The 25845-nt window shown below is 68.7% G+C and carries 24 protein-coding genes; 9 read left to right on the top strand and 15 right to left on the bottom strand.

Annotated features, from left to right (window positions below; genetic code table 11):
• Nucleotides 1-143 precede the first annotated feature (143 nt).
• The 4 genes from EV138_RS23600 to EV138_RS23585 all read right to left on the bottom strand — a co-directional run bounded on the left by EV138_RS23600 (nucleotide 144) and on the right by EV138_RS23585 (nucleotide 3942).
• Entirely contained in the window at nucleotides 144-1685 is a 1542-nt protein-coding gene (locus EV138_RS23600) for an LCP family protein (protein ID WP_133980966.1), read from the bottom strand.
• 120 nt (nucleotides 1686-1805) lie between these two features.
• Entirely contained in the window at nucleotides 1806-2096 is a 291-nt protein-coding gene (locus EV138_RS23595; RefSeq protein WP_133980965.1) for a hypothetical protein, read from the bottom strand.
• Nucleotides 2097-2218: 122 nt separating this feature from the next.
• On the bottom strand, nucleotides 2219-3013 hold the full coding sequence (locus tag EV138_RS23590; protein WP_133980964.1) for an ABC transporter permease: 795 nt from the start codon (nucleotides 3011-3013) through the stop codon (nucleotides 2219-2221).
• Nucleotides 3010-3942 (bottom strand): ATP-binding cassette domain-containing protein, encoded by a 933-nt coding sequence (locus EV138_RS23585; protein ID WP_369410814.1) that lies wholly within the window; start codon nucleotides 3940-3942, stop codon nucleotides 3010-3012. Before EV138_RS23585 ends, EV138_RS23590 begins: the two co-directional genes overlap by 4 nt.
• 128 nt (nucleotides 3943-4070) lie before the next feature.
• Between EV138_RS23585 and EV138_RS23580 the strand changes: the two genes are divergently transcribed.
• A complete protein-coding gene (locus EV138_RS23580; protein ID WP_202866802.1) occupies nucleotides 4071-4844 on the top strand; it encodes a TetR/AcrR family transcriptional regulator in 774 nt (257 codons plus the stop codon).
• Between the two features lies 1 nt (nucleotide 4845).
• Here EV138_RS23580 and EV138_RS23575 read toward each other — a convergent pair whose 3' ends face one another.
• From EV138_RS23575 to EV138_RS38180, 3 genes are all read right to left on the bottom strand, one after another.
• On the bottom strand, nucleotides 4846-5520 hold the full coding sequence (locus EV138_RS23575) for an SDR family NAD(P)-dependent oxidoreductase (RefSeq protein WP_133980961.1): 675 nt from the start codon (nucleotides 5518-5520) through the stop codon (nucleotides 4846-4848).
• 9 nt (nucleotides 5521-5529) lie between these two features.
• On the bottom strand, nucleotides 5530-6411 hold the full coding sequence (locus tag EV138_RS23570) for a hypothetical protein (RefSeq protein ID WP_133980960.1): 882 nt from the start codon (nucleotides 6409-6411) through the stop codon (nucleotides 5530-5532).
• A 75-nt stretch (nucleotides 6412-6486) separates the two neighbouring features.
• Nucleotides 6487-7611, bottom strand: a complete 1125-nt coding sequence (locus EV138_RS38180; protein WP_133980959.1) for a TetR/AcrR family transcriptional regulator C-terminal domain-containing protein — start codon at nucleotides 7609-7611, stop codon at nucleotides 6487-6489.
• A 191-nt stretch (nucleotides 7612-7802) separates the two neighbouring features.
• Here EV138_RS38180 and EV138_RS23560 point away from each other — a divergent pair, with 191 nt between their 5' ends.
• Nucleotides 7803-9053: an FAD-dependent monooxygenase gene (locus tag EV138_RS23560; protein ID WP_133980958.1), complete on the top strand. Its 1251-nt coding sequence runs from the start codon at nucleotides 7803-7805 to the stop codon at nucleotides 9051-9053.
• Here the strand turns inward: EV138_RS23560 and EV138_RS23555 are convergent, their stop codons facing one another.
• Nucleotides 9054-9683, bottom strand: a complete 630-nt coding sequence (locus EV138_RS23555; RefSeq protein ID WP_202866801.1) for an HD domain-containing protein — start codon at nucleotides 9681-9683, stop codon at nucleotides 9054-9056.
• Nucleotides 9684-9892: 209 nt separating this feature from the next.
• Entirely contained in the window at nucleotides 9893-10483 is a 591-nt protein-coding gene (locus tag EV138_RS23550) for a TIGR03086 family metal-binding protein (RefSeq protein ID WP_133980956.1), read from the bottom strand.
• Nucleotides 10484-10716: 233 nt separating this feature from the next.
• Between EV138_RS23550 and EV138_RS23545 the strand changes: the two genes are divergently transcribed.
• Nucleotides 10717-11289, top strand: coding sequence for an HhH-GPD-type base excision DNA repair protein (locus EV138_RS23545; protein ID WP_133980955.1), 573 nt, complete (start codon nucleotides 10717-10719; stop codon nucleotides 11287-11289).
• A 43-nt stretch (nucleotides 11290-11332) separates the two neighbouring features.
• Here EV138_RS23545 and EV138_RS23540 read toward each other — a convergent pair whose 3' ends face one another.
• Both EV138_RS23540 and EV138_RS23535 read right to left on the bottom strand, forming a co-directional pair.
• Entirely contained in the window at nucleotides 11333-13345 is a 2013-nt protein-coding gene (locus EV138_RS23540) for an NADPH-dependent 2,4-dienoyl-CoA reductase (RefSeq protein ID WP_133980954.1), read from the bottom strand.
• Complete coding sequence (locus tag EV138_RS23535) at nucleotides 13342-13884, bottom strand: PadR family transcriptional regulator (RefSeq protein WP_133980953.1); 543 nt, start codon at nucleotides 13882-13884, stop codon at nucleotides 13342-13344. The genes EV138_RS23540 and EV138_RS23535 overlap by 4 nt, the downstream gene beginning before the upstream one ends.
• A 121-nt stretch (nucleotides 13885-14005) precedes the next feature.
• On the opposite strand from EV138_RS23535, the gene EV138_RS23530 reads away from it, so the two are divergent.
• Together EV138_RS23530 and EV138_RS23525 are read left to right on the top strand one after the other, a co-directional pair.
• On the top strand, nucleotides 14006-14491 hold the full coding sequence (locus tag EV138_RS23530; RefSeq protein ID WP_133980952.1) for a cation:proton antiporter regulatory subunit: 486 nt from the start codon (nucleotides 14006-14008) through the stop codon (nucleotides 14489-14491).
• Nucleotides 14492-14734: 243 nt separating this feature from the next.
• Entirely contained in the window at nucleotides 14735-15949 is a 1215-nt protein-coding gene (locus tag EV138_RS23525) for a cation:proton antiporter (protein WP_133980951.1), read from the top strand.
• On the opposite strand, the gene EV138_RS23520 is transcribed toward EV138_RS23525, so the two are convergent.
• Genes EV138_RS23520 through EV138_RS23505 form a run of 4 tightly spaced genes read right to left on the bottom strand, consistent with a single transcriptional unit; the run spans nucleotide 15946 to nucleotide 19110 of the window.
• A complete protein-coding gene (locus tag EV138_RS23520) occupies nucleotides 15946-16545 on the bottom strand; it encodes a YdeI/OmpD-associated family protein (RefSeq protein ID WP_133980950.1) in 600 nt (199 codons plus the stop codon). The genes EV138_RS23525 and EV138_RS23520 overlap by 4 nt on opposite strands.
• A 54-nt stretch (nucleotides 16546-16599) precedes the next feature.
• The gene (locus tag EV138_RS23515) at nucleotides 16600-17085 is read right to left on the bottom strand and encodes a methylated-DNA--[protein]-cysteine S-methyltransferase (protein ID WP_305000176.1); all 486 of its coding nucleotides are present in this window, start codon (nucleotides 17083-17085) and stop codon (nucleotides 16600-16602) included.
• Complete coding sequence (locus tag EV138_RS23510; protein WP_133980948.1) at nucleotides 17082-17636, bottom strand: GNAT family N-acetyltransferase; 555 nt, start codon at nucleotides 17634-17636, stop codon at nucleotides 17082-17084. Before EV138_RS23510 ends, EV138_RS23515 begins: the two co-directional genes overlap by 4 nt.
• 1 nt (nucleotide 17637) lies before the next feature.
• Nucleotides 17638-19110, bottom strand: coding sequence for an AlkA N-terminal domain-containing protein (locus EV138_RS23505; RefSeq protein ID WP_369410813.1), 1473 nt, complete (start codon nucleotides 19108-19110; stop codon nucleotides 17638-17640).
• Nucleotides 19111-19299: 189 nt separating this feature from the next.
• Between EV138_RS23505 and EV138_RS23500 the strand changes: the two genes are divergently transcribed.
• The 4 genes from EV138_RS23500 (at nucleotide 19300) to EV138_RS23485 (ending at nucleotide 25387) form a co-directional block, all read left to right on the top strand.
• Nucleotides 19300-20046: an SDR family NAD(P)-dependent oxidoreductase gene (locus tag EV138_RS23500; RefSeq protein ID WP_238158309.1), complete on the top strand. Its 747-nt coding sequence runs from the start codon at nucleotides 19300-19302 to the stop codon at nucleotides 20044-20046.
• Between the two features lie 352 nt (nucleotides 20047-20398).
• Nucleotides 20399-21190: an LLM class flavin-dependent oxidoreductase gene (locus tag EV138_RS23495; protein WP_133980947.1), complete on the top strand. Its 792-nt coding sequence runs from the start codon at nucleotides 20399-20401 to the stop codon at nucleotides 21188-21190.
• A 404-nt stretch (nucleotides 21191-21594) separates the two neighbouring features.
• A complete protein-coding gene (locus tag EV138_RS23490) occupies nucleotides 21595-22635 on the top strand; it encodes a LacI family DNA-binding transcriptional regulator (RefSeq protein WP_133980946.1) in 1041 nt (346 codons plus the stop codon).
• 37 nt (nucleotides 22636-22672) lie between these two features.
• Entirely contained in the window at nucleotides 22673-25387 is a 2715-nt protein-coding gene (locus EV138_RS23485) for a glucosidase family protein (protein ID WP_238158308.1), read from the top strand.
• The last annotated feature ends 458 nt before the right edge of the window (nucleotides 25388-25845 follow it).

The following is a 25845-nucleotide window of genomic DNA, read 5'->3' as shown; positions in this document are numbered from 1 at the left end:
CCTCAGATACCTACCCGGCAACCCGAGCCAGGCACCCAGCTTCAGCGGGCGACGAAGGAGCCCGCGTCTGGGGCGGGTGGGAGCCAGACGCCGGAGGACGCGACGGAGGAGCGCCCGTAGGCGGCGGCGTGGGTACGGCGGGGTCAGCTGTCGTCGCCGGTGGGGTGGTAGGCGCAGGCGTCGTTGAGGTTTTGGGTGGGGGGCGGCGGCGTTGCTGTCTTGCCGGGGGTGGCCGACTTGCCGGGCTTGGTGGGGGGCGTGGAGGTGGTGGGCTTTGCCGGGGTGTCGGAGGGCTTGGACTCCAACGCCTTTTGGACGGTTTCGCGGAGGCCCTTGTAGTCGGGGTGGAGGTATTTGAGTTTCAGCTTCGACACGTCGAGGTAGACGTTCGAGACCGTCGCCGACTTGACCTTCAGGGCCAGCTGCACCAACGCGGGCAGCAGCTCCTGGGGAATGTCCGTCCGAAGCAAATGCTTGCCGGCCTTGGCGATTGCCTGGTACTTCGTGACCAAAGTCGTCGGGTCCGCTGCGTCGACGATGCCCTTGATTGCGCAGCGCTGGCGGATCTGGCGCTGGTCGTCGTCGGCGCCGTAGCGGCCGCGGGCGAACCAGAGGGCGTGGAATCCGTCCAGGTGCTGCTTCGGGCCGGGTTCGATCCACTGGCCGGGTGGGATGTGCGCGCTGCTGATGCCACCCATCGCGACGCGCTCGTTGACGTTCACGGTGATGCCGCCGAGCGCGTCGACGATCTCGTCGAAGCCTTGCAGGTTCACCTGCAGGTAGTAGTCGATCTTCAGCCCGGTCGCTTCGCCGACGGACTGCTTCACGACGTCGGCACCTTGGTTGTCGGACGGGCCGAGGATGCCGGGGTGTGCGTCGGGGATGTTCTGGTACATCGCGGTCAGCATCCACTCCAGTCGGCCTTCGAGGCTGAGCCCCTCCTTGCCGAAGCCGTCCGGGTAGAGCTTGTGCAGCGGCGAGTCTTCCGGGAACGGCATGAAGGTGAGCTGCCGCGGCATCGAGATCAGCGCGGTGTCACCGGTCTTGGTGTCGATGCTCGCCACGATCACGGTGTCGGTCCGTACGCCGACCCGGCCCTTGCCGTCGTCGCCGCCGAGCAGCAGCAGGTTCAGCCGGGGTTTGCCCTCCCACGGGTCCTTCACGTTGACCGTGCTCGGCCGCGTCGCGCTCTTGCTGTCCGCCTGGGACTGGAACACGTTCTGAACCAGCGACCGCTGAGCAAGGACATTCTGTACGCCGACCGCCGCCGGAGCCGCGATCGCAAAACAGAGCAGGCCGACCAGCACCGCACCGAGCGCACGCCCACCCGGGCCACCTGTTGCCGGACGCAACAACCGGTGCGAGCCGACGATCACGATGATCCAGAGCAGCGCGAGCAGTCCGATACCGACGCTGGTGATCAGCAGCCGGCTCGGCACCACGGCTGCCGCGAGCACCTCGTCGCGACGCGTCAGGCCGACGTACACGCCGAGACCGAGCAGTCCCAAGCTGAGCGTGAGGACGAAAGCGCCGAGCCGCCGCCGGCCGCCGATGATGAGGCCGACACCGGGCAGCAACGCGCTGAGCACAGTCAGTCCGAGCGAACCGGACACTGTCCGGGAGCGGGCGCGACCGGGCCGCCCGGGGCGGCCTTTCGCCCGGGTCGCGCGTGATCGACTCCCCATAGCTCCCCTGTCAGCGCCCGATACCAGTGTGCGTCAAGTACCCAAGACGCACACTTCTTCAGACGCCGCCGAGCGGCGATCGGTTTACTTCACCGTCTGCGGGTCTTCACCGATCCCAGGTCACCGGAAGTCGACCTGGCCCGGCGGCACCCGGGGCTGCTGCCGCGGCGACAGCCCGGGCGGCTCCAGCGGGCGGAGCAGCCCGGCCGCGAACCACGCCTCGACCGACTTGGCCTCCTTCGGATTCGGCACGTACACCACCCGGGCCATCCAGTCGTCGGAGTTGGTCCGCCGCCACTCCAGGATCAGGCCGGGCCACGGACCCCGCTCGTGCGCTGTGGCAAGCACCCAGCAGTGCCGCCGCCGACTGTCCGGCGGCGGCTCCCGCGGATATCTCCTGTTGCTCCCCATGAGGCAAGGATCGCACAGGAGTTCGATTGTTGGTCAAATTCGCTGACCGTGGCACCACGGTCACACGAGCCCGTACTGCGGGCGGAAGGCCGCGCCCCTCAACACGGCCTCCCGTCCCTCCGTCAGCGCGACAGCTTCCGGAACCGGGTCGCTGCGAGCGGCAAGAACACCGCGGTCAGCAGCAACGGCCCGGCGACGGCCGCCGCGATGGCATGGTCGCCGATCCACGAGGCCGGCGCGGTCTCCGGATTCTCGAACAAGGACCGGGCCGCGGTCGCGGTGAGCGACAGTGGGTTCCACTGCGCGACCGCACCCAGCCACGACGGCATCGTCGAGGTCGCCACGAAGGCGCTGGACAGGAACCCGATCGGCCACACCAGCACCTGGACCATCGCGACACTCTGTGCATTCTTCACCACCAGGCCGATGAAGATGCCGACCCACAGCAAGGCGAACCGGAGCAACAGCAACAATCCGAAAGCGGCCAGCGCCGCCGCGAACGTGCCGTGCCAGCGCCAGCCCAGCGCCAGCCCGGTCACCACCAGCACCGTGAGCGTCACGATCGAGTCGAGCAGGTCCGCGATACACCGGCCGAGCACCACCGCGGTCGAACTGATCGGTAGCGAACGGAACCGGTCGGTGACGCCCTTCGCCGCATCCTCGGTGATCGCCAGCATCGTCGACTCGAGTCCGAACAGCATGGCCAGCGCGAAGATCCCGGGCACCAGCAACTCGTAGTACGACTGGCCCTCGGGGCGTTCCATCGCGCCGCCGAGCAGGGCGCCGAACATCAGCAGCATCAGCACCGGGAAGAACCACTTGAAGATCACCGGACCGGGCTGCATCCGCCAGTGCGTCAGGTCTCGCCGCGCGATCGTCCAGCCGTCGGCCAGGGCCCAGCCGAAACGGTTCGTCATGCCGCCACCTCCTCAGCCGTCAGGTGCAGGAAGACCTCGTCGAGCGTCGGCCGCCGCAAGGTGATGTCCTCCGGTTCGATCATTGCCTCCCGCAACGACGTCGCGACGTCCACCAACGCGCGGGTGCGATCCCGCACCGGGATGCTCACCCGCAGGTCGTCGACCCGGAGCTCCCCGGCGGCCAGCGGTTCCACCAACGCCCGCACTCGTGGGACATCAGCGGGATCGAGCAGCACCACGTCGAGCCAGTCGGCGCCCAAGGCCGCCTTCAACTCGTCCGGTGTGCCCTCGGCAACGACTTTGCCTGCCTTGAGCATCGAGATCCGGTCCGCCAAACGATCCGCCTCCTCCAGGTACTGCGTGGTCAGCAACACCGTCGTCCCGCCGTCGACCAGATCCCGGACCGCCGACCAGACCTCGATCCGCGCGGCCGGATCCAGCCCGGTCGTCGGCTCGTCGACGAACAACACCGGCGGCGCGACGATCAGGCTGGCGGCCAGATCGAGGCGGCGCCGCATACCACCGGAGTACTTCGCGGCTGCCTGGTCCGCCGCCGCGGTCAGCGCGAACCGTTCGAGCAACTCGTCCGCCCGGCGCATCGCTGTCGGCCGGGACAAGTGGTTCAGCCGGCCGAACAGCACGAGGTTCTGCCGTCCGGTGAGGATCTCGTCGACCGCCGCATACTGCCCGACCAGGCCGATCCGCCGGCGAACTTCCCCGCCCTGGCGACGTATGTCGTACCCAGCGACCGTTGCCTCGCCGGAATCCGGCGCGAGCAGCGTCGACAGGATTCGTACGGCGGTGGTCTTGCCGGCCCCGTTCGGCCCGAGCAGGCCGACCACCGTGCCGGCCTGGACCTCCAGGTCGAACCCGTTCAGGCCCGCTCCCTCGCTTCCGCCGGCGTAGTTCTTGCGCACTTCGCTTGCCACGATCACGCGTTCTGGCACTTCAACCCTTTGCACGACCATCCCCTCTGACACTTGAGCCGTAGAGTGTACCGTACATCGTACGACTCATGAACGATCAGCTCAACGACGACCGGCTAAGGTTTGTTCCCGTGCCTGGAAAAAAGACCGCCGCGGCCGATCCGGCGCGCAGCCTGGCCCTGCTCTGGGGCACCCACACCAAGCCCGGCCGCTCCGGGCTGACGCTGCGGGCGATCATCGACACCGCCATCGAGCTGGCCGACGCGAACGGGCTGGAGGCGGTCTCGATGCGCCTGGTCGCCGAGCAGCTCAAGGCCGGGACGATGTCGCTCTACACGCACGTGCCGGGCAAGGGCGAGCTGACCGTGCTGATGTACGACTCGGTCTACGGCGACCTGTACGCCGATGCCGACGAGCCGGTGCGCCAACCGGGCGGCTGGCGTGGTGCGCTCGAGTTCGTTGCCCAGCGCAACTGGGACCTGCTGATGCGGCACCCGTGGATCCATGAGGTGCCGGCCGTCCGCTCGACCGTCGGCCCGAACATCATCGCCAAGTACGAGACCGAACTGCGGCCGCTGGACGGACTCGGGCTGACCGACGTCGAGATGGACTCGACGCTCAACCTGATCCTCACGCACGTGCGGGGCACGGCGCGTACCGCGGCCGAGCACCTCCGCACGCAACGCGAGTCAGGGATGACCGACGCGGAGTGGTGGCTCACGACGGGACCGGCCCTCGCGCACTACATGGGCGCCCTGGCGGACCGCTTCCCCGTCGCCGGGCGGGTCGGCTCCGCGACCGGCGAGCAACACCAGGCGGCGATCAACTCGGAACACGCGCTGAAGTTCGGCCTCGAGCGCATCCTCGCCGGAGTTGCCCTGCTGATCGAGGAACGGAACAGCTAGTTCAGACCGGGAGATGGGCGCCGGTGAGTGAGTCGTTCTCGGCCAGGAAGCGGAGAACGGTGGCGATGCGGGCGGGTGGGGTCCAGGTGGTGGTGTTGGCGGTTGGTCGGGCCTCGCGGTTGGCGGGGGTGTCGATGGTGCCGGGGATGATCGCGTTGACTCGGATGTTGTCCTTCGCGTATTCCACGGCGAGCGCATCCACGAAGGCGAGTACGCCGGCCTTCGCGGTGATGTAGCCGGCTGCTCCGGAGAAGGGCTTCAGCGCAGAACCGCTCGACGTACAGACGATCGCTCCGCCGCCGGCCGCGATCAGGTGCGGGAGCGCGGCCTGCGTGATCAGGTACATCGGGCGCAGGTTCAGACGAAGCTGGTTCTCGAAGTCTTCGATCGGCGTCTCGTGCACTCTCGCGCCGGAAGCGAATCCGCCGACGAGATTGAGCAGCGCCTTGACCGGCGCGTCCTGATCAGCGGCAGCGAGCTCGGCGACCTGCTGGGCACCCGCCGGATCAGACAGGTCCGCGACGAGCGTCTGCAGCCGCTCGTGCTGCCCCAGCGAGGCGAGCGTCGCCTCACTGCGCCCCGGTACGACGACCCGCCAGCCGGCCGTCAGAAATTCCGCGGTCACCGCGGACCCGAGTCCACCAGTCCCGCCCGCAACGATCACAGTCCGGCTCATGGCCGAAGGCTAGTCCGGGAGAGCCAGGGTCCGCCCGGCGGCTCTGGCTGATTCGATGCTGCGGGAGAGGGTGTCGCGAAGGGCCGCGGCCTCGTCGGCGAAGCCCTGGACGACGCTGGTGTCACCGGCCGGCTCCGTCCGGGCCAGGAGTTCGATGTAGCGATCGCCGTCTTCCAAAGCCGCCTCAGCACGAAGGGCGGCGTCGGCGGAACGGACCCGGTCGGCGTACCGCTCGAGTAGTTCGACCTTGCGCTTGATCGCATCGGCCGAGCGGGTGAGGGCACGGCGTTGCGGGCCGAGGACGGCTTCGAGTTCGGCGGTCGCCATCCCGCGGGCGATGTCGCGCTGGCGGGCGCGGAGTACGGACTGTTCGTGCAGGACCTGGCCGATGTCCCACAGCTGCTCGGGCAGGACCAGGTCGTTCTGCATCTCGTCGAGCAGGCCACGCTGGGTGACCGTTGCCCCGAGCACCGTTCTCACCGCACGCTGGGCGCGGCCGAGCACCCGGCCGGCCTCTTCGTCGAAGTCCTCCGGCAACAGGTACTTGCCGTGCTGCAACCGGACCGCCTTGTGAGCGCGGTCCTCGACGGCCGAGCTGACGGCGACCCCACCCGTCAGTACGACGGCGACGACAGCGAGCGCGAGCGCGGACCACGCGGCGACCGCGGTCGGCAGGGTGATGGCGAAGACGATGAGCCCGAGGATCCAGCCGCCGACACAGATCGCGAGCCAGACCAGCAGCGATCCGAAGGTCGCTCCCGGCGCGGTCGACCAGGAGGTCTCGCGCTTCGGTCGTGGTTGCCCGGCCGGGACGAACAGCTCCGGCTTGCGCTCGTACAGCCGGCGCACCTGCAGCGGTACGTCGGGCGCGAACACCGGCTCCAGCGCCATGCCACCTCCTCCGTCGAACACTCAGCGTAGCGGTGCGGCTGCGCAGAACCGCACAGCACAAGTGTCCCGCGATCGTCAGACGCCGAGCCTGACCGCGAGGCCGTCGAGGACGAGCGCCAGACCGAACTCGAAGAGCTGGTCAAGGTCGAAGTCGAAGTCGAAACCGTCCGGGATCGCGAGCGCCCGGAACCCCGGGAGATCCTCCGTCTGCACCAGGCCGCCGAGCAGGCTCGCCTGGTGCGCGGCCCACTCGTCGGCGGTCAGGCCGGTGTCCTGCTCCGCCTGCACCTCGGGTTCGAGGTTGAGCGCGACGCCGCGCACGTAGCCGAAGACGGTGATCGCGGCGTACATGGCGGTGCTCGCGTCCAGGCCGAAGCCGGCGACGGCACGCAGTACGGCGTCGGTGTGTGGCAGTAGCTTCGGGAGCACCTGGGGGCGGCCGACTGTGAGAGCACTGGGCAACCAGAGGTGCTGCCGGTACGCCGCCCACTGCAGCCGCGCGGTTTGCTCGATGGCGTCGCGCCAGTTGCTGGGACGCCTTGTGGGGAAGGGGAAATCGCCGATCGCAGTGTCGACCATCTGCAGGATGAGAGCGTCCTTGCCGCCGACGTACCGGTAGAGCGCCATCGTCGAGACCCCCAACTCGGTCGCGATCCGCCGCATGGACAACGCAGGCATCCCCTCCGCATCAGCGATCCCGATCGCCACCCGAACCACCAACTCCCGACTCAACAACTCCTCCCCGACCTCAACCCGCCCAGCCACCCCAAGGCGGTCGTCTCGGGAAGAACCAGGCGCGGAGCCACGATCGGCGGCGGTGGGGCGACCAAGCGTGTCAGCGCGGCCGGGGGTGGCGGGGCGGGCGGGGGCGTCAGCGGTGGGCGGGGGGTGGGGTGTTGTGCGGAGGGAGCTGGTGTTGCTGGGTGGGCGGTGGGGCGGCGTACGGGTGGAGGTGGGGTGGTTCGAGGTGGCGGGTGAGCGGCGTGGGGGTGGGCCGACGACGTTGCCGATGCCTGGGCGAGGGTGGATGAGGCGTTCCTGCTGGAGCAGGGCGAGGACCTTCGTCGCCGTGGCCATTGCGACGCCGTGGTCGCGGACCAAGGCGCGGGTCGACGGCACCCGATCGCCCGGTTTGAGTTTGCCCGTCCGGATCAGACTCCGGAGCTCCGCGGCGATGCGCTGGTACGGCGCGTCGTTCATCGACTTCCTCTCGCACTAGTGCACCTGATGCACCCGGTCACGGTCTGCGGCGCCCCGCCCGCTCCACCCAGACCGCCCCAGAAATTGGTGCACTAGGGCAGCAGCGGAATCACCCGGGGTAGAGCGGCAGAGCTGGTTAACGTCCTCGTATACACCGTACGTGCACTACCCCAGTGGAAGGAAGTCGGCAGATGTCGAAGAACGTATTGATCTCCGGGGCCGGGATCGCCGGACCAGCGCTCGCCTACTGGCTGCACCGGTACGGGTTCCGCCCGACCGTGGTCGAGGTCGCCGCCACGCCCCGCCCGGGCGGCCAGACCGTCGACGTCCGCGGCATCGCCCGCGAGGTCGTCACCCGGATGGGGCTGATGCCGGCGATCGAGGCGCGGCTGATGCACGAGCGCGGGATGGAGTACGTGCGAGCCTCCGGACGCCGGTCCGCCGCGATGCCGGTCGAACTGCTCGACGGCGCCGGCCCGGTCGCCGAACTCGAGATCCTTCGCGGCGACCTCGCCGAGATCCTGCTCGACGCGACGGCGGGCGACGTCGAGTACCTGTACGGCGACTCGGTCACCGCGCTGAGCGAGGACGACCGCGGTGTCGTGGTGACGTTCCGGGAAGGCGGTGAGCGCCGGTTCGACCTGGTCGTCGGGGCCGACGGGGTGCACTCGCAGGTCCGGTCGACCGCGTTCGGGCCGGAGTCGGAGTACGTCCGTCATCTCGGTGGCTACGGCGCCTTCTTCACCGTCGAGACCCCCGAGCCGCTGGACGGGTGGATGAAGATCTACTCGGCGCCCGGTGGTCGCTGGGTCGGGCTGCGACCCGATCACGACCCACGCCAGGCGAAGGCACTGCTCAACTTCCGGTCCGCCACGATCAGCTACGACCGGCGGGACGTGCAGGAGCAGAAGGCGCTACTGGCGAAAACGTTTGCCGGGCTCGGCTGGCATACGCCGAAGATCCTCGAGCAACTGCCCGACGCGGACGACTTCTACTTCGACACGACCAGCCAGGTCGTCGTACCGGAGTGGTCGCGCGGTCGCGTAGTACTGATCGGCGACGCCGGCTACTGCGGTTCGCCACTGGCCGGACACGGTACTGCGCTGTCGCTCGTGGGCGCCTACTGTCTGGCGAGCGAACTGGCCATTGCCGAGGGCAACCACTTGCGCGCGTACCCGGCGTACCAGGCTCGGATGCAGCCGTATGTCGGCCAGCGGATGGAGCTGCCACCGGGTGGGATCAAGATGGCGATGCCGATGACGCGCACCGGCATCGTGCTCCGCGACGCCGCCACCCGGTTGATGACGTCCCGCCCGTTCCGCCCGCTGCTCGCCAAGGCTGCCGCGGGCAGCCCGGACGAGATCTCGCTGACGTCGTACGACGCGCTGTCGGGCGCCGCTGCTCCGGGCGGGATCGCCGCAGTCACGCCGACGCCGGAGTGACTATTCCGGCCAGGCTGAAGTGAGAATGGTGTCGACGAAGTTGATCGGCTGGAAGCCGGGGACGTAGCGGGCCAGGACATCGGCCTTGACGTTGCCGAAGGTGGTCGCGGGGCGGTGCTCGATGCCGCGGGTGAAGGCTTCGAGGATGCGGTTCTTGAAGTCGGGTCGCGGGTGCGCGGCGACGATCTCGGCACGCGCTGCCGCGGGGATGCGGTCGAGGGCGATGCCGAGTACGTCGGCCTCGACGCCGGCGGTGACGAGCGCGACCTCGGGGCGCAGGTGGTGCGGGATCTCCGGCGTCGTGTGCAGGGCGATGGCGGTCCAGACGAGCTCGGCGTCCGCTTCGTTGATGCCGCGGTCGCGGAGGAAGGCGGCGGCCGCGTCGGCGCCGTCGAGTTCGAAGCGCTGCATCGAATCGCGGTAGGCGCTGGTGAGGCCGAGGTCGTGGAACATCGCGCCGACGTACAGGAGTTCGGGGTCGTACTTCAGGTCCCGGCCTTGCAACGAGCCGAACAGGAACACCCGGCGCGAGTGGTGGTAGATCAGGTCGTCGGTGAGATCACGGACCAGTTCGGTCGCCTCGGTGGCGAGCTTGCTGTCCGGGATCTCGATGTCGGCGATGCGGTTCACAGGTCCTCCTCGGTGGTGAGTTCCAGCCTCACCGACGCGAGACCCCCACGGGCCGCCCGAACCGGACGCGAACCCCACAGATCCGGACACCATCGCAGTACGACGTGTGCCGCGGGGCGCCCGGAGCACGGGAGCGCGGGGCGGCGCCCGGAGCAGGGAGCGCGGGAGCGCCGTAGTACCAGGGTGGTGGGCGCCTCGTAGTACAGAGATCAGTCGAGGGGGGAGATCCAGTCGGGGTTGCGGCCCAGGAGGGCGAGGAGGGTGGCGAGGTCCGAGGCGTCGCCGGGGACCTTGACGCTGCGCTCGAAGGCGGCGCCGGGGCCGCGGGTGGAGTCGGTGTCGGGGATGCGGCGGGCCAGCGTGAGCGCGATCTCGACCATGTCGGCGGGCGGGTCGTACGGGATGTCGATCGCCCGGGCCAGGTCCCACGCGTGCACCACGCAGTCGAGCTGCCGGAACGTCAGGGCCACCCGGCGCGGGAAGGTGCCGAACTCGCGGACCTCCATCGGCCGGTCCAACGCTCCCCCGTCGGCGAACGCCTCGGCGACCCGCGCGTTCGACCGCCGGTACGCGCCGGCCGGGTTGTCGCCGAGCCGCCCGCCGGTCCAGGTCTGGACGGGTGCCGACCCGTCGGTGGCAGCGGCGGCGAAGCCCTCGTTCTCGCTGACGATGTGCCGCAGCAGCCCGCGAACCGTCCAGTCCGGGCACGGCGTCGGGAACCAGAGTTGCTCCGGCCGCACCTGCATGACCACTTCGCCCAGCAATGCGCCGGCCCGCCGATCCAGATCCCGGATCTCCATCCGCGCTCCTCCACGTCGTCGCCCGCCCTCGCTGAGCATAGGCCCGACACCCGCCACCCGCCCGCGTTGCGGCGTGGATCACCTCAGGCACAGGGGTTAACCCGCACGCCCGTACGACGAGGTTGCCGCGCGTACCGCAGTACGGCCGGAGGGTCGCCGGCGCTCGGTTGGTCAGGCGAAATTGTCGCGGTGGCCCTGACCGTCAGGTCGCAGGCTCGTGGGACCATGCGGCTATGGGCTTTCAGATCGCCAACGAACCGGCAGCCGACAAAGTTCTCGACGAGTACCCGTTCGCCGTCCTGATGGGCATGATGCTGGATCAGCAGTACGGGATGGAACACGCGTTCCGGGGTGGGTGGAAGGTGCTGAGCCGGTTCGGCACGCTGGATCCTGCCGCGATCGCCGCCGCTGAGCCGGAGGCTTTCAAGGAGCTGTGCAGCCGGCCGCCGGCGATCCACCGCTTCCCCGGGTCGATGGCGGCCCGGCTGCAGGAACTGGCCGCGCTGGTCGAGTCGAAGTACGACGGCGACGTGACGCGACTGTGGACCGAGCCGACCACCGGCAAGGAACTCTTCAAGCGGGTCCAGGAACTCCCCGGCTTCGGCAAGCAGAAAGCCCAGATCTTCGTCGCCCTGCTCGCCAAGCAACTCGGCATCCGCCCCGACGGCTGGGAGGAAGCAGCCGGCGACTACGCCCTCGACGGCCACCGCTCAGTCGCCGACGTAGTAGATGCCGACTCGCTGTCAAAGGTCCGCGAGTACAAACAACAAAAGAAGGCAGCCGCCAAAGCCGCCACCACCAAGTAGCCCGTCCTACGCCCGCTTCGAACCTCAACCGACTCTCTTGTTCTTACAGCGTGGCGGCGAGGCGGGTGGCTTGGTTGATGGCTCGTTTGGCGTCTAGTTCGGTTGCTACGTCGGCGCCGCCGATGAGGTGGACGGGGGTGGTGAGGGTGGCGGCGAGGTCGCGGACGGGTTCCTGGCCGGCGCAGATGACGATGGTGTCGACCGCCAGGGTGCGTGGGTTCTCGTGGTGGGGGCCGAAGGTGATGTGCAGGCCTTCGTCGTCGATGCGTTCGTAGTTGACGCCGCGGAGTTGCTCGACCTGCTTGTTCTTCAGGGCTGCGCGGTGCACCCAGCCGGTGGTCTTGCCGAGGCCGGCGCCGATCTTTCCGGGCTTGCGCTGCAGCAGGTAGACCTTGCGCGGCGACGCCTCAGGTCGCGGCGTGGTGAGAGCGCCCGGCGCGACCGTCGGATCCGCGACGCCCCACTCGGCCTTCCACGCCGCCAGGTCCAGCGTCGGCGACTCGGTCGTCGTCAAGAACTCGCTCACATCCACGCCGATCCCGCCCGCGCCAACCACGGCGACCGATGTACCGACGTGGCGTCCATGCCGTACGACGTCGACGTACGAGAGCACCTTCTCGTGCTCGATGCCCGGGATGTCCGGCACGCGCGGGACGACCCCGGTTGCCAGCACCACCTCGTCGAACCCGTTCAGATCTTCGGCAGTCGCCCGATGACCGAGGTGAAGCTTCACGCCGGTCAGGTCGAGCCGCCGCCGGTAGTACCGGATCGTCTCGGCGAACTCCTCCTTGCCGGGGATCTTCTGCGCGATCCCGAACTGCCCACCGATCTCGTCATCGGCCTCGAACAACTCGACCTGATGCCCCCGCTCGGCCGCGGTCACCGCGGCGGCCAGCCCGGCAGGCCCCGCGCCCACCACAGCGATCTTCTTCGTACGCCGAGTCGGCAGCAGTACCAGTTCGGTCTCGTGCGCGGCGCGCGGGTTCACCATGCAACTGGCGGTCTTCTTCGCGAACACGTGGTCCAGGCAGGCCTGGTTGCAGGCGATGCACACGTTGATCTCGTCGGCCCGGTCAGTGGTTGCCTTGAGCACCCATTCCGGGTCGGCCAGGAACGGCCTGGCCATGCTGATCAGGTCGGCGTCGCCGCGCGCCAGCACCTCCTCGCCGACCTGCGGCAGGTTGATCCGGTTGGAGGTGACCACCGGGATGCTCACGTGCGGACTGAACGAGGCGGTCACCGAGGTGAACGCCGCCCGCGGTACGGAGGTGACGATCGTCGGCACCCGGGCTTCGTGCCAGCCGATGCCGGTGTTGATGATCGAGGCACCGGCCGCCTCAATCTCCTTGCCCAGTGCAACGACTTCTTCCCAGCTCTGGCCGCCTTCGACCAGGTCGGCCATCGACAGCCGGTAGATGATCAGGAAGTCCGGACCGACCCGCTCGCGGATCCGCCGGACGATCTCGACCGCCAGCCGGCGCCGGTTCTGCGGGCTACCGCCCCAGCGGTCCTTGCGCTTGTTGGTCCGTTCGGCCAGGAACTGGTTGATGAAGTACCCCTCGGACCCCATCACCTCGACCCCGTCGTATCCGCCTTCGCGCGCCAGCGCCGCGCACTCGACGTACGCGTCGATCTGGCGGCGTACTCCTCGATCCGACAGCGCTCGCGGCTTGAACGGGTTGATCGGCGCCTTCAACGCCGAGGCCGACACGCTGAACGGGTGGTATGCGTACCGCCCGGCGTGCAGGATCTGCAACGCGATCAGCCCACCTTCGGCATGCACGGCATCGGTGACGATCCGGTGCTTGCGGGCCTGCCGGCGACTGGTCAGCTTGGACCCGAACGGCGTGAGCCAGCCGGTCCGGTTCGGCGCGTAGCCACCGGTCACCATCAGGGCGACGCCGCCCCGCGCCCGCTCGGCGAAGTACGCGGCAAGCTTGGGCAGGTCCTTGGCCCGATCCTCCAGCCCGGTGTGCATCGAGCCCATGATCACCCGGTTCTTGAGGGTGACGTGACCGAGGTCCAGGGGCGCCAGCAGGTTCGGGTACGCACTCATGACTGCTCCGATCGCATTGCCTCGATGACCTCGTCACACCAGGCCAGGAAGGATTCCTCGGCCCGGATGCCGCCGCGGAGTACCAGGTACTGATGGAGTTCGCGGCCGCTGAGCTTGGCCGGCTTGGGGAAGTCGCGACGCCGGATGCCGTGGTAGACCTCGAGCAGGGCGGCGTGCTCACCACGGTGGCGCACGACTTCCCGCAGTACGGCGGCTGTGTCGCCGAGCGACGCGCCTCGGATCTTCACCGCGAGTCCGTCACGGAGTACGGCGGGGTCGACCGGCTCGGCCAGCCAGCGGGCCAGTTCGTCCCGGCCGGTTGCGGACACCTGGTAGACCTTCTTGTCCGGGCGGCCTTCCTGCGCGACCTCGGTGTGGGTGACCCAGCCGGCCTCGTCCATCCTGCGCAGCACCCGGTAGATCTGCTGGTGGGTGGCGGGCCAGAAGAACCCGATCGACCGGTCGAACCGGTGCGCCAACTCGTACCCCGACCCGGCCCGCTCGGTCAGCGACACCAGGATCGCGTGCTCCAACGCCATACCGGTCAATCTAGCTATGCAACTCGTTGCACTGCACCTGATTGCAAGGTGAATCACAGTGAAGGGTTGGAATCGCCTGGGACAATGGTTGCAGACGCCAGCTATTGCGGATCGGAGCGGTATGGACCAGCAGGCCCACCCGACCAGGACGACGTTGCCCGGGATCGGCACCCGGTACGACCTGACCACCGAAGGCGGCAAACACGTCTCGGTGGTCGTGCACACCGACGGCCGGCGGTTCCTCGGCTTCCACGATCCGGAGGACGACGACAACTGCCGCGACTCGGTGCCGCTTCATCCCGGCGAAGCCGCCGCACTCAGCCAGTTGCTCCTACCCAGCCCGACAGATGCGCTGCCGACCGCGATCGAGATCGACCTGGTCACCGAGCAGATCCAGATCACCGCCAGATCGCCGTACGCCGGTCGCACGCTCGGCGACACCCAGGCGCGCAGCCGGACCGGAGCGTCGATCGTGGCAGTACTCCGGCGAACTGGCGCGACACCTTCGCCGACCCCGGACTTCCGCTTCGCAACCGGCGACACCCTGGTAGTCGTCGGCACCCGCGAAGGCGTAGACGCCGTCTCCAACCTCATCACCGCCGGCTAACCGGATGCGCCCCCACTCCCCACCCTCGCCCCACCGCACCCCAGACGCTGAACTGATGCGCCACCACACCCCGCCCTTCCCCAACCACCCGCCGCACCGCACTCGGGGCGGTGAGCTGATGCGACGCCACACCCCGCCGCCCTCCCCCCACCACCCGCCGCACCGCACCCGAGGCGATGAGGTGCTGCGACACCACTTCGCGCCACTTTCGGCTGGACTGTGCGTGGTTTGGGTGGTGAGTTGATGCACGAGACGACCTCGTTGTTGATCGAGCTCGGTGCTGTACTGCTTGCCCTCGGCATTCTTGGGCGGATCGCCGGGCGGGTCGGGTTCTCGCCGATTCCGCTCTATCTGCTGGCCGGGCTCGCCTTCGGGCACGGCGGTTTGCTGCCGTTGGATGCCAGTGAGGAGTTCGTTGCCACCGGCGCCGAGATCGGCGTGATCCTGCTGCTGTTGCTGCTCGGACTCGAGTACACCGCAGCCGATCTCGTCGGCACCCTCAAGACGCAGTACCTATCCGGCATCGTCGACTTCCTGCTGAACGCTCTGCCCGGAGCCGCGATCGCCTTGCTGCTCGGAATGGGTCCGGTTGCGGCCGTCGCGCTCGCCGGTGTCACCTGGATCTCGTCGTCGGGCGTGATCGCGAAGGTGGTCGGCGACCTCGGCCGGCTGGGCAACCGGGAAACACCGGTGGTGCTGGGGATTCTCGTCCTCGAAGATCTGTCGATGGCGGTCTACCTGCCGATTCTCACGGCATTGCTGGCCGGTGTCGGGTTCGCCGGTGGAAGCATCACGCTGCTGATCTCGCTGGGCACGGTGAGCATCGTGTTGTTCGTGGCACTCCGGTACGGGCGGCTGATCAGCCGCGCGGTGTCTTCGGACAATCCCGAGATGCTGCTGCTCGTCGTACTGGGTCTGACGCTGCTGGTGGCGGGGATCGCCGCGCGGCTGCAGGTGTCGGCCGCGGTCGGGGCGTTCCTGGTCGGCATCGCGTTGTCCGGCGAGGTCGCGAAGGGTGCCCGGAATCTGCTGAGCCCGTTGCGGGATCTCTTCGCGGCGGTGTTCTTCGTGTTCTTCGGGCTGAGCACGGATCCGGCTGACATCCCACCAGTGCTCGGGATCGCGTTGGCGCTCGCCGTGTTCACGGCCTTGACGAAGATCGCCACCGGTTGGTACGCCGCTCGCAAGGCGGGCGTGAAACCCGCGGGTCGCTGGCGCGCGGGTGGGACATTGGTGGCGCGCGGCGAGTTCTCCATCGTGATCGCCGGCCTCGCGGTCGGTGTCGAACCACGACTCGGCCCGCTCGCGACGGCGTACGTGCTGATCCTGGTCATCCTCGGCCCGATCACCGCCCGCTACACCGAACCAGCCGTCCGCAAACTCAAGTCCCTCCGCACCCCGCCCGCCGATCCCCCGGCCGCAGAACGCCTCGAATCCCCTGCAAGCACCACTACTTAGTTCGGGTGGTTGGCGCGGCAATTGATGGTGGCGAGGGCGACCGCTTCGGTGATGCGGGAGTGGCGGGTTTCGGGACGCTTGGCGCCGGCGATCCAGCTGAGGATGCGGACCTGGGACGACGGCGGGAAGGCCGCGAAATGGTTCGCGGCGACGGGATTGCGGTCGAGTTCGGTCTGGAGGTCGGCGGGAATGATGCCGGCTTGCGCTTCCGCCAGGCAGTCCCAGGCCCCGCTCTTCTTCGCCTGTTCGACCAGTTCCTGTCCGGCCGGCGTCATCAGTCCGGCGGCGGTCAGCTTCTCGATCCGGTCCCGGTTGATCCGGCTCCAGGTGCTGCGCGGGTTGCGCCGAGTGAACTGCTGATACCGGCTGTCCCCGTCCCGCCTGATCGCCTTCGCGTCGATCCACCCGAAGCAGAGCGCCTGCTCGACCAGCTCGGGCATCTCGAAGTTCGCCCGCCCGCTGGTCTTGTTGTGGATGACGAGCCAGACCGAGCGCTCCGCGTCCGCGTTGGCGGTCAACCACTCGCGCCACTCGGCGACGGTCGCGAGCTCGGTTGCTGATTCATCGGTGACTACCTGCGCGGTCTGTGTGCTCATAACCAAGAGCATGCGCCGGATAAGTGCTCACCGAATGAGCACTTATCCCGGAATTCAGAACAGCACGTCGGCACGCTCGTGGTCGAGCAGGTGCTGCTTGCGACCGAGGCCGCCGCCGTACCCGGTCAGGCTGCCGTTCGAGCCGACCACCCGGTGGCACGGGACGATGATGCTGATCGGGTTCTTCCCGTTCGCGAGACCGACGGCGCGGGAGGCGCCCGGGACGAAACCGAGGGACGCCGCCAGTTCGCCGTACGTCGTGATCTCGCCGTACGGGATCTCTTGCAGCGCCGCCCAGACCCGCTGCTGGAAAGGGGTGCCCTGCATCCGGAGCGGTACGTCGAAGGTGGTCCGCCCGTCCTCGAAGTACTCGCGCAACTGCTCAGCCACAGCCGGCAGTACTGCGTCGTCGCGCGCACCGAACGTTTCCAGCTCCGGCCGATGGCGATGCTGCTCCATGTAGAGGCCGGTCAGTTCGCCGTCCGCGGACGAGACCAGGGTGAGCAGCCCGACCGGACTGTCGATCACCGCATAGGTCACGACCGGCTCTCCCATTGCGTCCGGCTGATCCGGTACAGGACATGCCGCTCGAGCCGGTGGCCGGGCTCGAGCCGAGGGTGGTCGAAGTCGCCGGCTTCGTCGTGGGTCATCCCGATCCGCTGCATCACCCGTTGCGAGGGCAGATTGGTGGTCGCCGTGAACGACACGATCTCGTCCAGGCCGGCCGGCCCGAACCCGTACGCCAGCGAGGCCAAGGCCGCCTCGGTCGCATACCCGTTGCCCCAGGCCCCCTTAGCCAGCCGCCAGCCGATCTCGACCGCCGGGGTGAAGTGCGCGTCGAAGCTCGGCACCGACAGTCCGGTGAAGCCGATGAACTCCCCGGTCTCGCGCACTTCCAGCGCCCACAACCCGAACCCGCGCCGGTCGAGATCCGCCCGGATCCGGTCCACGAAGCCATCGCTGGCCTCCCGCGTCATCGGCGCCGGGAAGTGTTCCATCACGGCGGGATCGGCGTTCAGCGCCGCGAACGGTTCGTAGTCGCTGTCCTTCCACTGGCGTAGCAACAGACGGTCGGTGGTCAGCTCACTCATGTCACTCCGGGATCTTGTTGATGGCATGGTCTCCGGTCGCCCACAGATACTGCACGGCGTACGCGCGCCAAGGCCGCCAGGCCCGCGCATGCTCGATCAATGCTTTCGGTGCCTCCGGCAACCCCAGGTCACGGGCGGCGTAGCGGATACCCAGATCGCTGGCCACAAAGGCGTCCGGGTCGCCGAGCGCCCGCATCGCGATCGACTCGACGGTCCACGGGCCGATACCGGGTAGCGCCGCCAACTGCTCGCGCGCCTTGTCCCAGTCGCTGCCGGCGCCGAGGTCGATCTCGCCGGCGGCCAGCGTGGCGATCAGGGTCGTCAGCGTCGTACGCCGGGACTTCGGGAACGCCAGTGTCTCGGGATCGAGCCCGGCCAGCGCCTCCATCCGCGGGAACAAGTGGGTCAACCCGCCGGCCGGATCGTCGATCGGATCGCCGTACGCCTGCACCAACCGGCTCGCGTGAGTTCGCGCAGCCGCTGTCGACACCTGCTGCCCGAGCACGGCCCGTACTGCGAACTCGGGCCCGTCCACCGTCCTCGGCACCCGTCGCCCGGGCGCCTTGTCGATCAGGGGTGCGAGCATCGGGTCGGTGCGGAGTTGCTCGTCGACCGCGATCGGGTCCGCGTCCAGGTCGAGCATCCGGCGGCACCGGCTGATCGCGATCGCGAGATCGCGTTGATCGGTGAGCCACAGCTGGCAGGCGATGTGGTCGGGCATCGGCTTCAGGGCGACCACGCCGTGCCCGTGCGGCAAGCGGAGCGTGCGCCGGTAAGCACCGTCGCGCCACTCCTCCACGCCGGGGACGCCGGTCGCGACGAGGTGACCGAAGAGGTTGTCCGGTGTCAGTGGCGCGCGGAACGGCAGGCGTAGCGAGATCGTGCCCGGTGCGCTCGGGCTCGTGCCTTTCTTCGCGCGACTGCGGAGCTCACTCGGTGCGAGAGCGAACACCTCTTGCACGGTTTCGTTGAAGGTCCGGACGCTCGAGAAGCCCGCGGCGAAAGCAACGTCGGCCATCTGGAGCGGGCTGGTCTCGATCAGCAGCCGCGCGGTCTGCGCACGCTGAGCGCGAGCCAGAGCCAGCGGGCCCGCGCCCAGCTCCGCCTGGAGCTGTCGCTGCACCTGGCGGACGCTGTAGCCGAGTTGCGCGGCGAGACCCGGTACGCCGTCACGGTCGACCACACCGTCGCCGATCAATCGCATCGCCCGCGCGACCAGGTCGGCGCGATCGTTCCACTCCGGGGACCCCGGACTCGCATCCGGACGGCACCTCTTGCAAGCGCGGAAACCAGCTTGCTGTGCGGCCGCCGCGCTCGGATAGAACTGCATGTTCTCGACCTTCGGCGGCACCACCGGGCAACTCGGCCGGCAGTAGATCTTCGTCGTCAGCACCGCCGTGAAGAACCAGCCGTCGAAGCGGGCGTCCTTGGACTGGACGGCCCGCACACACCGCTCGCGACATTCGTGCACCACCCCAGCATCCCTGCTGGCACCGACAGTCTCTAGCGGTTTTACGCCATCGACCTGGTACTGCGATGTCTGGAGCCTGGTGGCGGAAAAGCGACGTCAGGATCCGGGGTCGTTTTTCCGCCAGCGGTTGCCGGGGCCGGGACGTGGAATGGAGGAGCGGAAAGTCCGTAGTACAAGACGAAAGTGGTAGTGATGACGATGACTGAACTGACCGGGAAGCTGGCTCTGGTGACGGGCGGAAGCCGTGGGATCGGTGCGGCTTCGGCGGTTGCGCTGGCGGAGCGTGGGGCGGACGTGGCGATCACCTACCGGAGTTCGCCGGACGATGCGGCCCAGGTGGTCAAGCGGATCGAGGCGGCCGGGCGGCGGGGGTTCGCGATCGAGGCGGATGCCGCGGATGCCGAGGCGATCAAGGGTGCGGTCGCGCGGGCGGCCGACGTGCTCGGCGGGCTCGACATCCTGGTCAACAATGCGGGCGTCGGGGCGATCGGGATGATCAGCGAGCTCTCGCTCGAGGATGTCGATCGAGTGCTGGCGGTCAACGTGCGTGGGGCGTACGTCGCGGCGCAGGCGGCCGCGTCGGTGCTGTCGGACGGCGGCCGGATGATCCACATCGGCAGTTGCGCGGCGGCTCGCGTGACCAGCCCCGGGATGACGCTGTACGCGATGAGCAAGTCGGCCCTGATCGGCCTGAGCAAAGGCCTCGCCCGCGAACTCGGGCACCGCAACATCACCTCGACCGTGATCCAGCCCGGCCCGATCGACACCTCGATGAACCCCGCCGACGGTCCCTTCGCCGAAGCCCAGCGATCCTTCCTCGCCCTCGACCGCTTCGGCACCCCCGAAGAGATCGCCGCCGCGGTCACCTACCTCGCCGGCCCCGCCGGCGCCTACCTCACCGGCACCGAACTGACCCTCGACGGCGGCCACACCGCCTGACCCCAACCCACCGCCGCCCTCGTACGACGACGGCCATGCGACCTGATTCGCCACCCGTCGATCCACCCGGTACGACGGTCGCCGGATCGCCCGGCGGCCGCATACCACCCGGTCCACCTACGTCGCGCGACCTCAGTCGATGCGCACGCCGCCCGCTGGAACCTGTGCGGTGGGCGCCGGCCTCAGCCGGCGACCCGCAGTACAGGCAGTTCCGCTGGAAGGTGTGCTGTGAGCGCTGCCTCAGCCGGCGACTCGTAGTACATGGCAGTCCGCTGGAAGGTGTGCTGTGGGCGCCGCCTCGGCCGACGACTCGTAGTACGGGGGTGTCGGTGGCGGTGGTTAGTTTGGGGGGATGAGGTTTTCGGTGACGTTCGGGGCGGTGGGGGTGGGGCGGGATCCGCGCGGGCTGGCGGAGTTGGCGCGGATGGCTGAGGACTGTGGGTGGGACGGGGTGTTTATGGAGGATTACCTCGTCTACCAAGGGGATTCGTCGCAGCCGACATACGATCCGTGGATCTGTCTGGCCGCGATGGCGACCGCGACGTCGACGGTGAGACTCGGTACGACGGTGACGCCGGTGCCGCGTCGTCGCCCTTGGCAACTGGCCGCCGAGGCGGTCGCGCTCGATCACCTGTCGGGCGGCCGACTCGTCCTCGGTGTCGGGATCGGCGATCCGGGTGATCCGTTCATGAAGGGCGAAGGCGAGCCGCGCATCCTCGCCGAGAAACTGGACGAAGCACTCGAGATCATCGACGCGCTGTGGACCGGCCAACCGGTGACATTCAGCGGCAAGCACTACGCCCTCGACGGCGCCCAACTGACGGCCCGACCGATCCAACGCCCGCGCATCCCGATCTGGGTCGGTGGCAACTTGCTGATCCCGTCGGTACGGCGCCGCATCGCGCGCTGGGACGGCAGTACGGCGTACAAGGGCAGCACCGACTCTCCCCAGCAGGTCACCCCTGACGACGTCCGCACCCTCCTCGCCGAGGCTCCGAGCGCGACCTTCGACGTGAAGGTCAGCGGCGGCGACCCAGCAGCTTTCGCCCAAGCCGGCGCCACCTGGTGGGGCCGCTGGATCCCACCAGGCCCACTCGCCGACGCCCACGAAATCCTCCGGGCCGGTCCGCCACAACTCGCATAAGCACACCTCGCCCGACCTGACCGCCACAAGCCCGCCAACCAGGCGGCCCACCTGATCGACACCAGCCGGCCCCACCAGGTCGCCCTCACACAGCGGGTGACGCAGGAGCCCGCGACCACGGACGGGGGCGCGGGAAACCAACCAGAGTTCTCTGCAAGAGTCGCCAGCACCCGGCACACCTGACCGACACGAGCTCACCCCACCAGGCCGCCTTCGCCCAGCGGGCGACCGAGGAGCCCGCGACCACGGGTGGGCGGGAGCAGGCGACGTAGGAGACTGCGTGGGGAAGAACCCCAGCCCGAGTCGACGTGGGGTGGGCCGTTGACACGGAAGGGGGTTGGGAGTGAGACTGCCGGGGAGTTTTAACGTTCAAAAGGGCGTCTCGCCGGAGTGGAGGGGTCGTCGTGGCTACGTTGAAGCAGGTTGCCGCTCATGCGGAGGTTTCGGTTCAGACCGTGTCGAACGCCCTGAACGCACCGCACCGGCTTCGGCCTGACACCCTTCAGCGGGTCACCAAGTCGATCGAGCTGCTCAACTACCGGCCCAATCGTAACGCTCGCAGTCTCCGCACCAGCGCGGTCGAACTGATCGGGTACTGCGTACCGAGCTGGCCGCACGGTCAGGCGCACCTGGTGATGGACCAGTTCCTGCACTCCCTGTGCGGCGCGGCCGAAGCCACCGCGCGGCACATCCTGCTCTTCACCGCCCCGGTCGGCCTCAAAGGTATGCCGGTGTACGAAGACCTGCACGCGCGGCGGCTGGTCGACGGCTTCGTGCTCTCGCAGACCGAGACGCATGATCCGCGGCACGGTTGGCTGCGGGAGCAGCAGATCCCGTTCGTGTCGTTCGGGCGGGTCTGGGGTGAGACCACGCAGCCGGGTCCGTTCGTCGATGTCGACGGGGCCGTCGGCTGCGCGACCGCCGTACGGCATCTGCACGAGACCGGTCGGCGGCGGATCGGTTTCCTCAGCTGGCCGAAGACGTCGGGTCTCGCCGAGGACCGGTTGAGCGGCTGGCGCAAAGCCTGTGAGGAGCTCGACCTGCCGACCAAGAATCTCGCGGTCCGCTGCACCGAGGACACCATCGAGGAAGGCGCGCGGGCGACCGCCGAACTGCTCGACTCGGGTCAGGGCGTCGACGGGATCGTTGCCATCAGCGACATTCTCGCTCTCGGCGCCCTCCGCGAACTCGGCGCCCGCGGGCTGACCGCGGGAGTCGACGTCGGCGTCACCGGCTTCGACGATTCGCCGCTCGCGTCCGTGGTGTCGCCCGGCCTGACCAGCATCCGCCAGCCGATGGACCAGATCGCCGGCGAACTGATCGCCATCCTCACCGACAAGCACAGCAGTTCCGCAGTATCGGACGAGTCCACCCAGCAGCCCAGGTCGACCGAGCGGCTGCTGCAACCGGAACTAGTCATCAGGGGCAGCTCAGCCCCGGGCTGATGCGGTGCACGACGCACCGCGAGAAGGAGGAACCGTCATGACGCCCCGCCCTGTCGGACGAACCAAATCCATCGCCGGCCCAGCCGGCCTGCTCGCGACAGTGCTCGCCCTCGGCGCTGCCGCCCTCCCCTCCCCCGCTACGGCCGGACCACCAGGCACTGCCGGTACGACGGGGTCGCCCGCCGCCGCCAACACGCGGGCATCGGGCGCACCTGGTACTCCGGCCGCCGGCGTACTGGGCAACGCCCGTACTACGGCAGCCGGGTCACCGTCCGGAGTACAAGGCCCGAGTGAGTTGTCGGAGACTCGGCGGCTGGCGGATCGGCGGTCGTTGGTTGTCGGGGACCGGGCCTATGCGATGGGCGACGAGACCGGCCTGTATCCCGCGACCGGCTGGCACACCCGCGGCGAGATGGGCGGGATCTGGACGCCGCCGCTGAAACTCCTCGACGGACTGTGGTTCGGCCTCGATGGCAACTGGCTCGGCAAGGACGTCGCGGCCGCGAAGTACACGAGCGGGCACGGCTACCAGCGGATCGACTATCCCGGCAACGTCACCGTCCAGCGCACCGACTTCGTCCCGGACGGCCTCCGCGCCACGGTCGTCGGACTGACGCTGAAAGCAACCAAGGCGAAGACGGTGACCCTCGACGTCGACGCGCACTCCGAGCTGATGCCGGCCTACCCATGGGGAGGCACCACGCCGAACGCGGCTCAGACGAACCTCCCCGACACCGGCTCGTACGCCGATGGCACGCTGCGGTTCCGCGACCAGGGCACACCGCCCGTCGCCAATGCCGCCGCGCACAACTACACCGCGTTGGTCGGATCGTCCCTGCGTCCGACCAGCCACGCACTCGGCGCGAACCACCGCGGCCCGCAGGACCCGGCCGTGATCTGCCCGGCCGACGGCGACGCACCCAAACACTGCGACGACACCGCGTTCGGCAAGGGCACCGGCGGCCGGCTCACCTACAGCCTCGATCTCAAGCCCGGCAAGACCACGACGATCTGGTTCGCGGTCGCCGGCTCGGACGACGGACCGGGCGCCGCGCAACACGAGTACCGCAAGGCGATCAGCAACCCCAGCCGGTTGCTGAAGGCAAAGGTTGCCAGCCGCAACCGGATCGACTCGATGTCGTCAGTGGACCTGCCTGGTGACCGGCTACTGCAGCAAAGCGTCGAGTGGAGCAAGCAGAACCTCGCCGACTCGGTGCAGGAGGCGCACCACCTGCAGATCCGCGACGTCAACGAAGGCAAGTCGTACCCTGCTCCGTCCGGCACGGTCGATGTCGCCCGCTGGTTCGGCGCCGGCTTCCCGGACTACCCCTGGCTCTTCGCGACGGACGGCGAGTACACCTCGTACGCCGCGGTCGCGGCCGGACAGTTCGACACGGTGAAGGCTCACCTGCGCGCTCTGCGCGACGTCAGCGACATCCTCAACAACCGCAGCGGCAAGGTCGCGCACGAGGTCACCCCGACCGGCGACGTGTACTTCGGCTCCAACACGAGCGCGGGCAACACAGACGAGACCGTGAAGTTCCCCAGCATCGTCGCGCTGTTGTGGCGCTGGACCGGCGACAACCGGTTCCGCGACGCGATGTACGACTTCAGCGTGCGGAACCTGAAGTACGTGTACCGCGAACTGGATGCCGACCACGACGGCTGGCCGGAAGGCCTGGCGAACGTCGAACGCAGCGGGATGGGTTCGGAGAAGCTGGACAGCACGGTGTACCTCGCTCGCGGACTGCGTGATCTCGCCGACCTGGCCGGCTCCAAGCACGACCGGGCGACCCAGCAGTGGGCGACGGCGAAGGCCGACGACCTCCAGCGGCGGTTCGAGGGTCAGTGGTGGGTCGCGCAGGCCTTCGGGTACGCCGACTCGATCGACGACCCGGCCAACCCGGCGAACGACAACACCCCGATCTTCCAGCGGCACTGGACCGGTGTCACACCGATGGAGGCGGAGGTCGGCAACGCGCCACTGGCGTCGCCGGAGCATGCGAAGATCGCGCTCGACCAGCGCGAGAAGCCTTGCTACACAGGTGAATTCGGCCTGTTCCACACCGGCACCGGGCCGACGTCCGATCCGGCCGGCAACCCCGGACCGTCCTGCGACCAGGTGGTCTCCGCGGTGAAGAGCGAGCGCAGCATCTTCTCGCTGAACACCTCGATCATGGCAGTTGCCGAGGGCAACTTCGGTCGGCTCGGCCCGAAGCAGCAGCAGGTGTACACGACCGGCAACGCGCGGATCCAGCTCGATCCGCAGGTCTGGGAGACCCCGGGCGGGATGCCGGAGATCGCGCCGTCGCCTGACTCGCCGGCCAACATCGACCGCGCGTTCACGGATCGTTCGATGACCATGCAGGCGTGGGGCACCTACGGCATCCTCTGGCCGGTCGTGCACCAGCAACTCGGCGTCGACCCCGATCTCGGTCACGGCAAGGTGTCGATCGTGCCCCAGATTCCGGCGGGCCAGCAGAAGGTGGCCGGTAGCAACATCCGGCTCGGACGTGGATCGGCCGATGTCAGCTCGCGCCTTGTAAACAAGGCGATTCTTACCGAGGTGACGACCCACGGCCTCCGTGCCGCCGTGACGATCGGGGCCGTTCTGCCGACCGGGGCGAAGCTTGCCTCCGTCTCGGTGGACGGCCGGAGCGCGCAGTACAAGTTGGTCACGACGACACGTGGTACCGAGGTGCAGGTGGCGGCGCACGGGTCGCATTCCGCGGTGCGGATCACGCTGCGCTGAACCCTGGGGGCACGGGCGGCCGGCGGACAGGACTTCCTGGACGCCGGCCGCTCGGCCGTGCGCTCGGAGGAGGACTCGGAGAAGAAGCAAGGCCCCTCCGAGTATGAGTCGGAGGGGCCTTACACAGAGCTGAAGGAAGGTGACGTCTCCAGCTTCCCGAACGGGTCCGTCGGGTCCGGCAGACCCCGTCACCGGTCTACCTCGGTGGGGATCCCCACCGCTAGGGTCCTCGGTTTCCGTCCGACCCGCCGCTCCCGAGAGAACGGCGTGTCGACATTTCTACCTTTCGCATCGGAACGGCACAAGCCCTTCTGATCAAGACTTTCCGGCAATTCGCGACCCCGCGCGTGTCGTCCACAGCGCGTGCCCGACCGTCCACAGAAATCACCCGACTTATACACACCCCCTGTGCATAACCCGCGCTGACACCGACAGCGGGTGACCGTGAGCAACCTTCC

It is taken from the genome of Kribbella voronezhensis (genome assembly GCF_004365175.1).
In the GTDB taxonomy this organism is placed as follows: domain Bacteria; phylum Actinomycetota; class Actinomycetes; order Propionibacteriales; family Kribbellaceae; genus Kribbella; species Kribbella voronezhensis.
Note: the sequence above shows the minus strand (reverse complement) of the source record. Positions and strands in the feature narration are given on the sequence as shown.

Excerpts from the sequence above, each read along its gene's own strand:
- EV138_RS23600 (WP_133980966.1), bottom strand. The coding sequence starts at position 1,685 with ATGGGGAGTCGATCACGCGCGACCCGGGCGAAAGGCCGCCCCGGGCGG.
- EV138_RS23595 (WP_133980965.1), bottom strand. The coding sequence starts at position 2,096 with ATGGGGAGCAACAGGAGATATCCGCGGGAGCCGCCGCCGGACAGTCGG.
- EV138_RS23590 (WP_133980964.1), bottom strand. The coding sequence starts at position 3,013 with ATGACGAACCGTTTCGGCTGGGCCCTGGCCGACGGCTGGACGATCGCG.
- EV138_RS23575 (WP_133980961.1), bottom strand. The coding sequence starts at position 5,520 with ATGAGCCGGACTGTGATCGTTGCGGGCGGGACTGGTGGACTCGGGTCC.
- EV138_RS23570 (WP_133980960.1), bottom strand. The coding sequence starts at position 6,411 with ATGGCGCTGGAGCCGGTGTTCGCGCCCGACGTACCGCTGCAGGTGCGC.
- EV138_RS38180 (WP_133980959.1), bottom strand. The coding sequence starts at position 7,611 with ATGAACGACGCGCCGTACCAGCGCATCGCCGCGGAGCTCCGGAGTCTG.
- EV138_RS23560 (WP_133980958.1), top strand. The coding sequence starts at position 7,803 with ATGTCGAAGAACGTATTGATCTCCGGGGCCGGGATCGCCGGACCAGCG.
- EV138_RS23550 (WP_133980956.1), bottom strand. The coding sequence starts at position 10,483 with ATGGAGATCCGGGATCTGGATCGGCGGGCCGGCGCATTGCTGGGCGAA.
- EV138_RS23545 (WP_133980955.1), top strand. The coding sequence starts at position 10,717 with ATGGGCTTTCAGATCGCCAACGAACCGGCAGCCGACAAAGTTCTCGAC.
- EV138_RS23540 (WP_133980954.1), bottom strand. The coding sequence starts at position 13,345 with ATGAGTGCGTACCCGAACCTGCTGGCGCCCCTGGACCTCGGTCACGTC.
- EV138_RS23535 (WP_133980953.1), bottom strand. The coding sequence starts at position 13,884 with ATGGCGTTGGAGCACGCGATCCTGGTGTCGCTGACCGAGCGGGCCGGG.
- EV138_RS23530 (WP_133980952.1), top strand. The coding sequence starts at position 14,006 with ATGGACCAGCAGGCCCACCCGACCAGGACGACGTTGCCCGGGATCGGC.
- EV138_RS23525 (WP_133980951.1), top strand. The coding sequence starts at position 14,735 with ATGCACGAGACGACCTCGTTGTTGATCGAGCTCGGTGCTGTACTGCTT.
- EV138_RS23520 (WP_133980950.1), bottom strand. The coding sequence starts at position 16,545 with ATGAGCACACAGACCGCGCAGGTAGTCACCGATGAATCAGCAACCGAG.
- EV138_RS23510 (WP_133980948.1), bottom strand. The coding sequence starts at position 17,636 with ATGAGTGAGCTGACCACCGACCGTCTGTTGCTACGCCAGTGGAAGGAC.
- EV138_RS23500 (WP_238158309.1), top strand. The coding sequence starts at position 19,300 with ATGACGATGACTGAACTGACCGGGAAGCTGGCTCTGGTGACGGGCGGA.
- EV138_RS23495 (WP_133980947.1), top strand. The coding sequence starts at position 20,399 with ATGAGGTTTTCGGTGACGTTCGGGGCGGTGGGGGTGGGGCGGGATCCG.
- EV138_RS23485 (WP_238158308.1), top strand. The coding sequence starts at position 22,673 with ATGACGCCCCGCCCTGTCGGACGAACCAAATCCATCGCCGGCCCAGCC.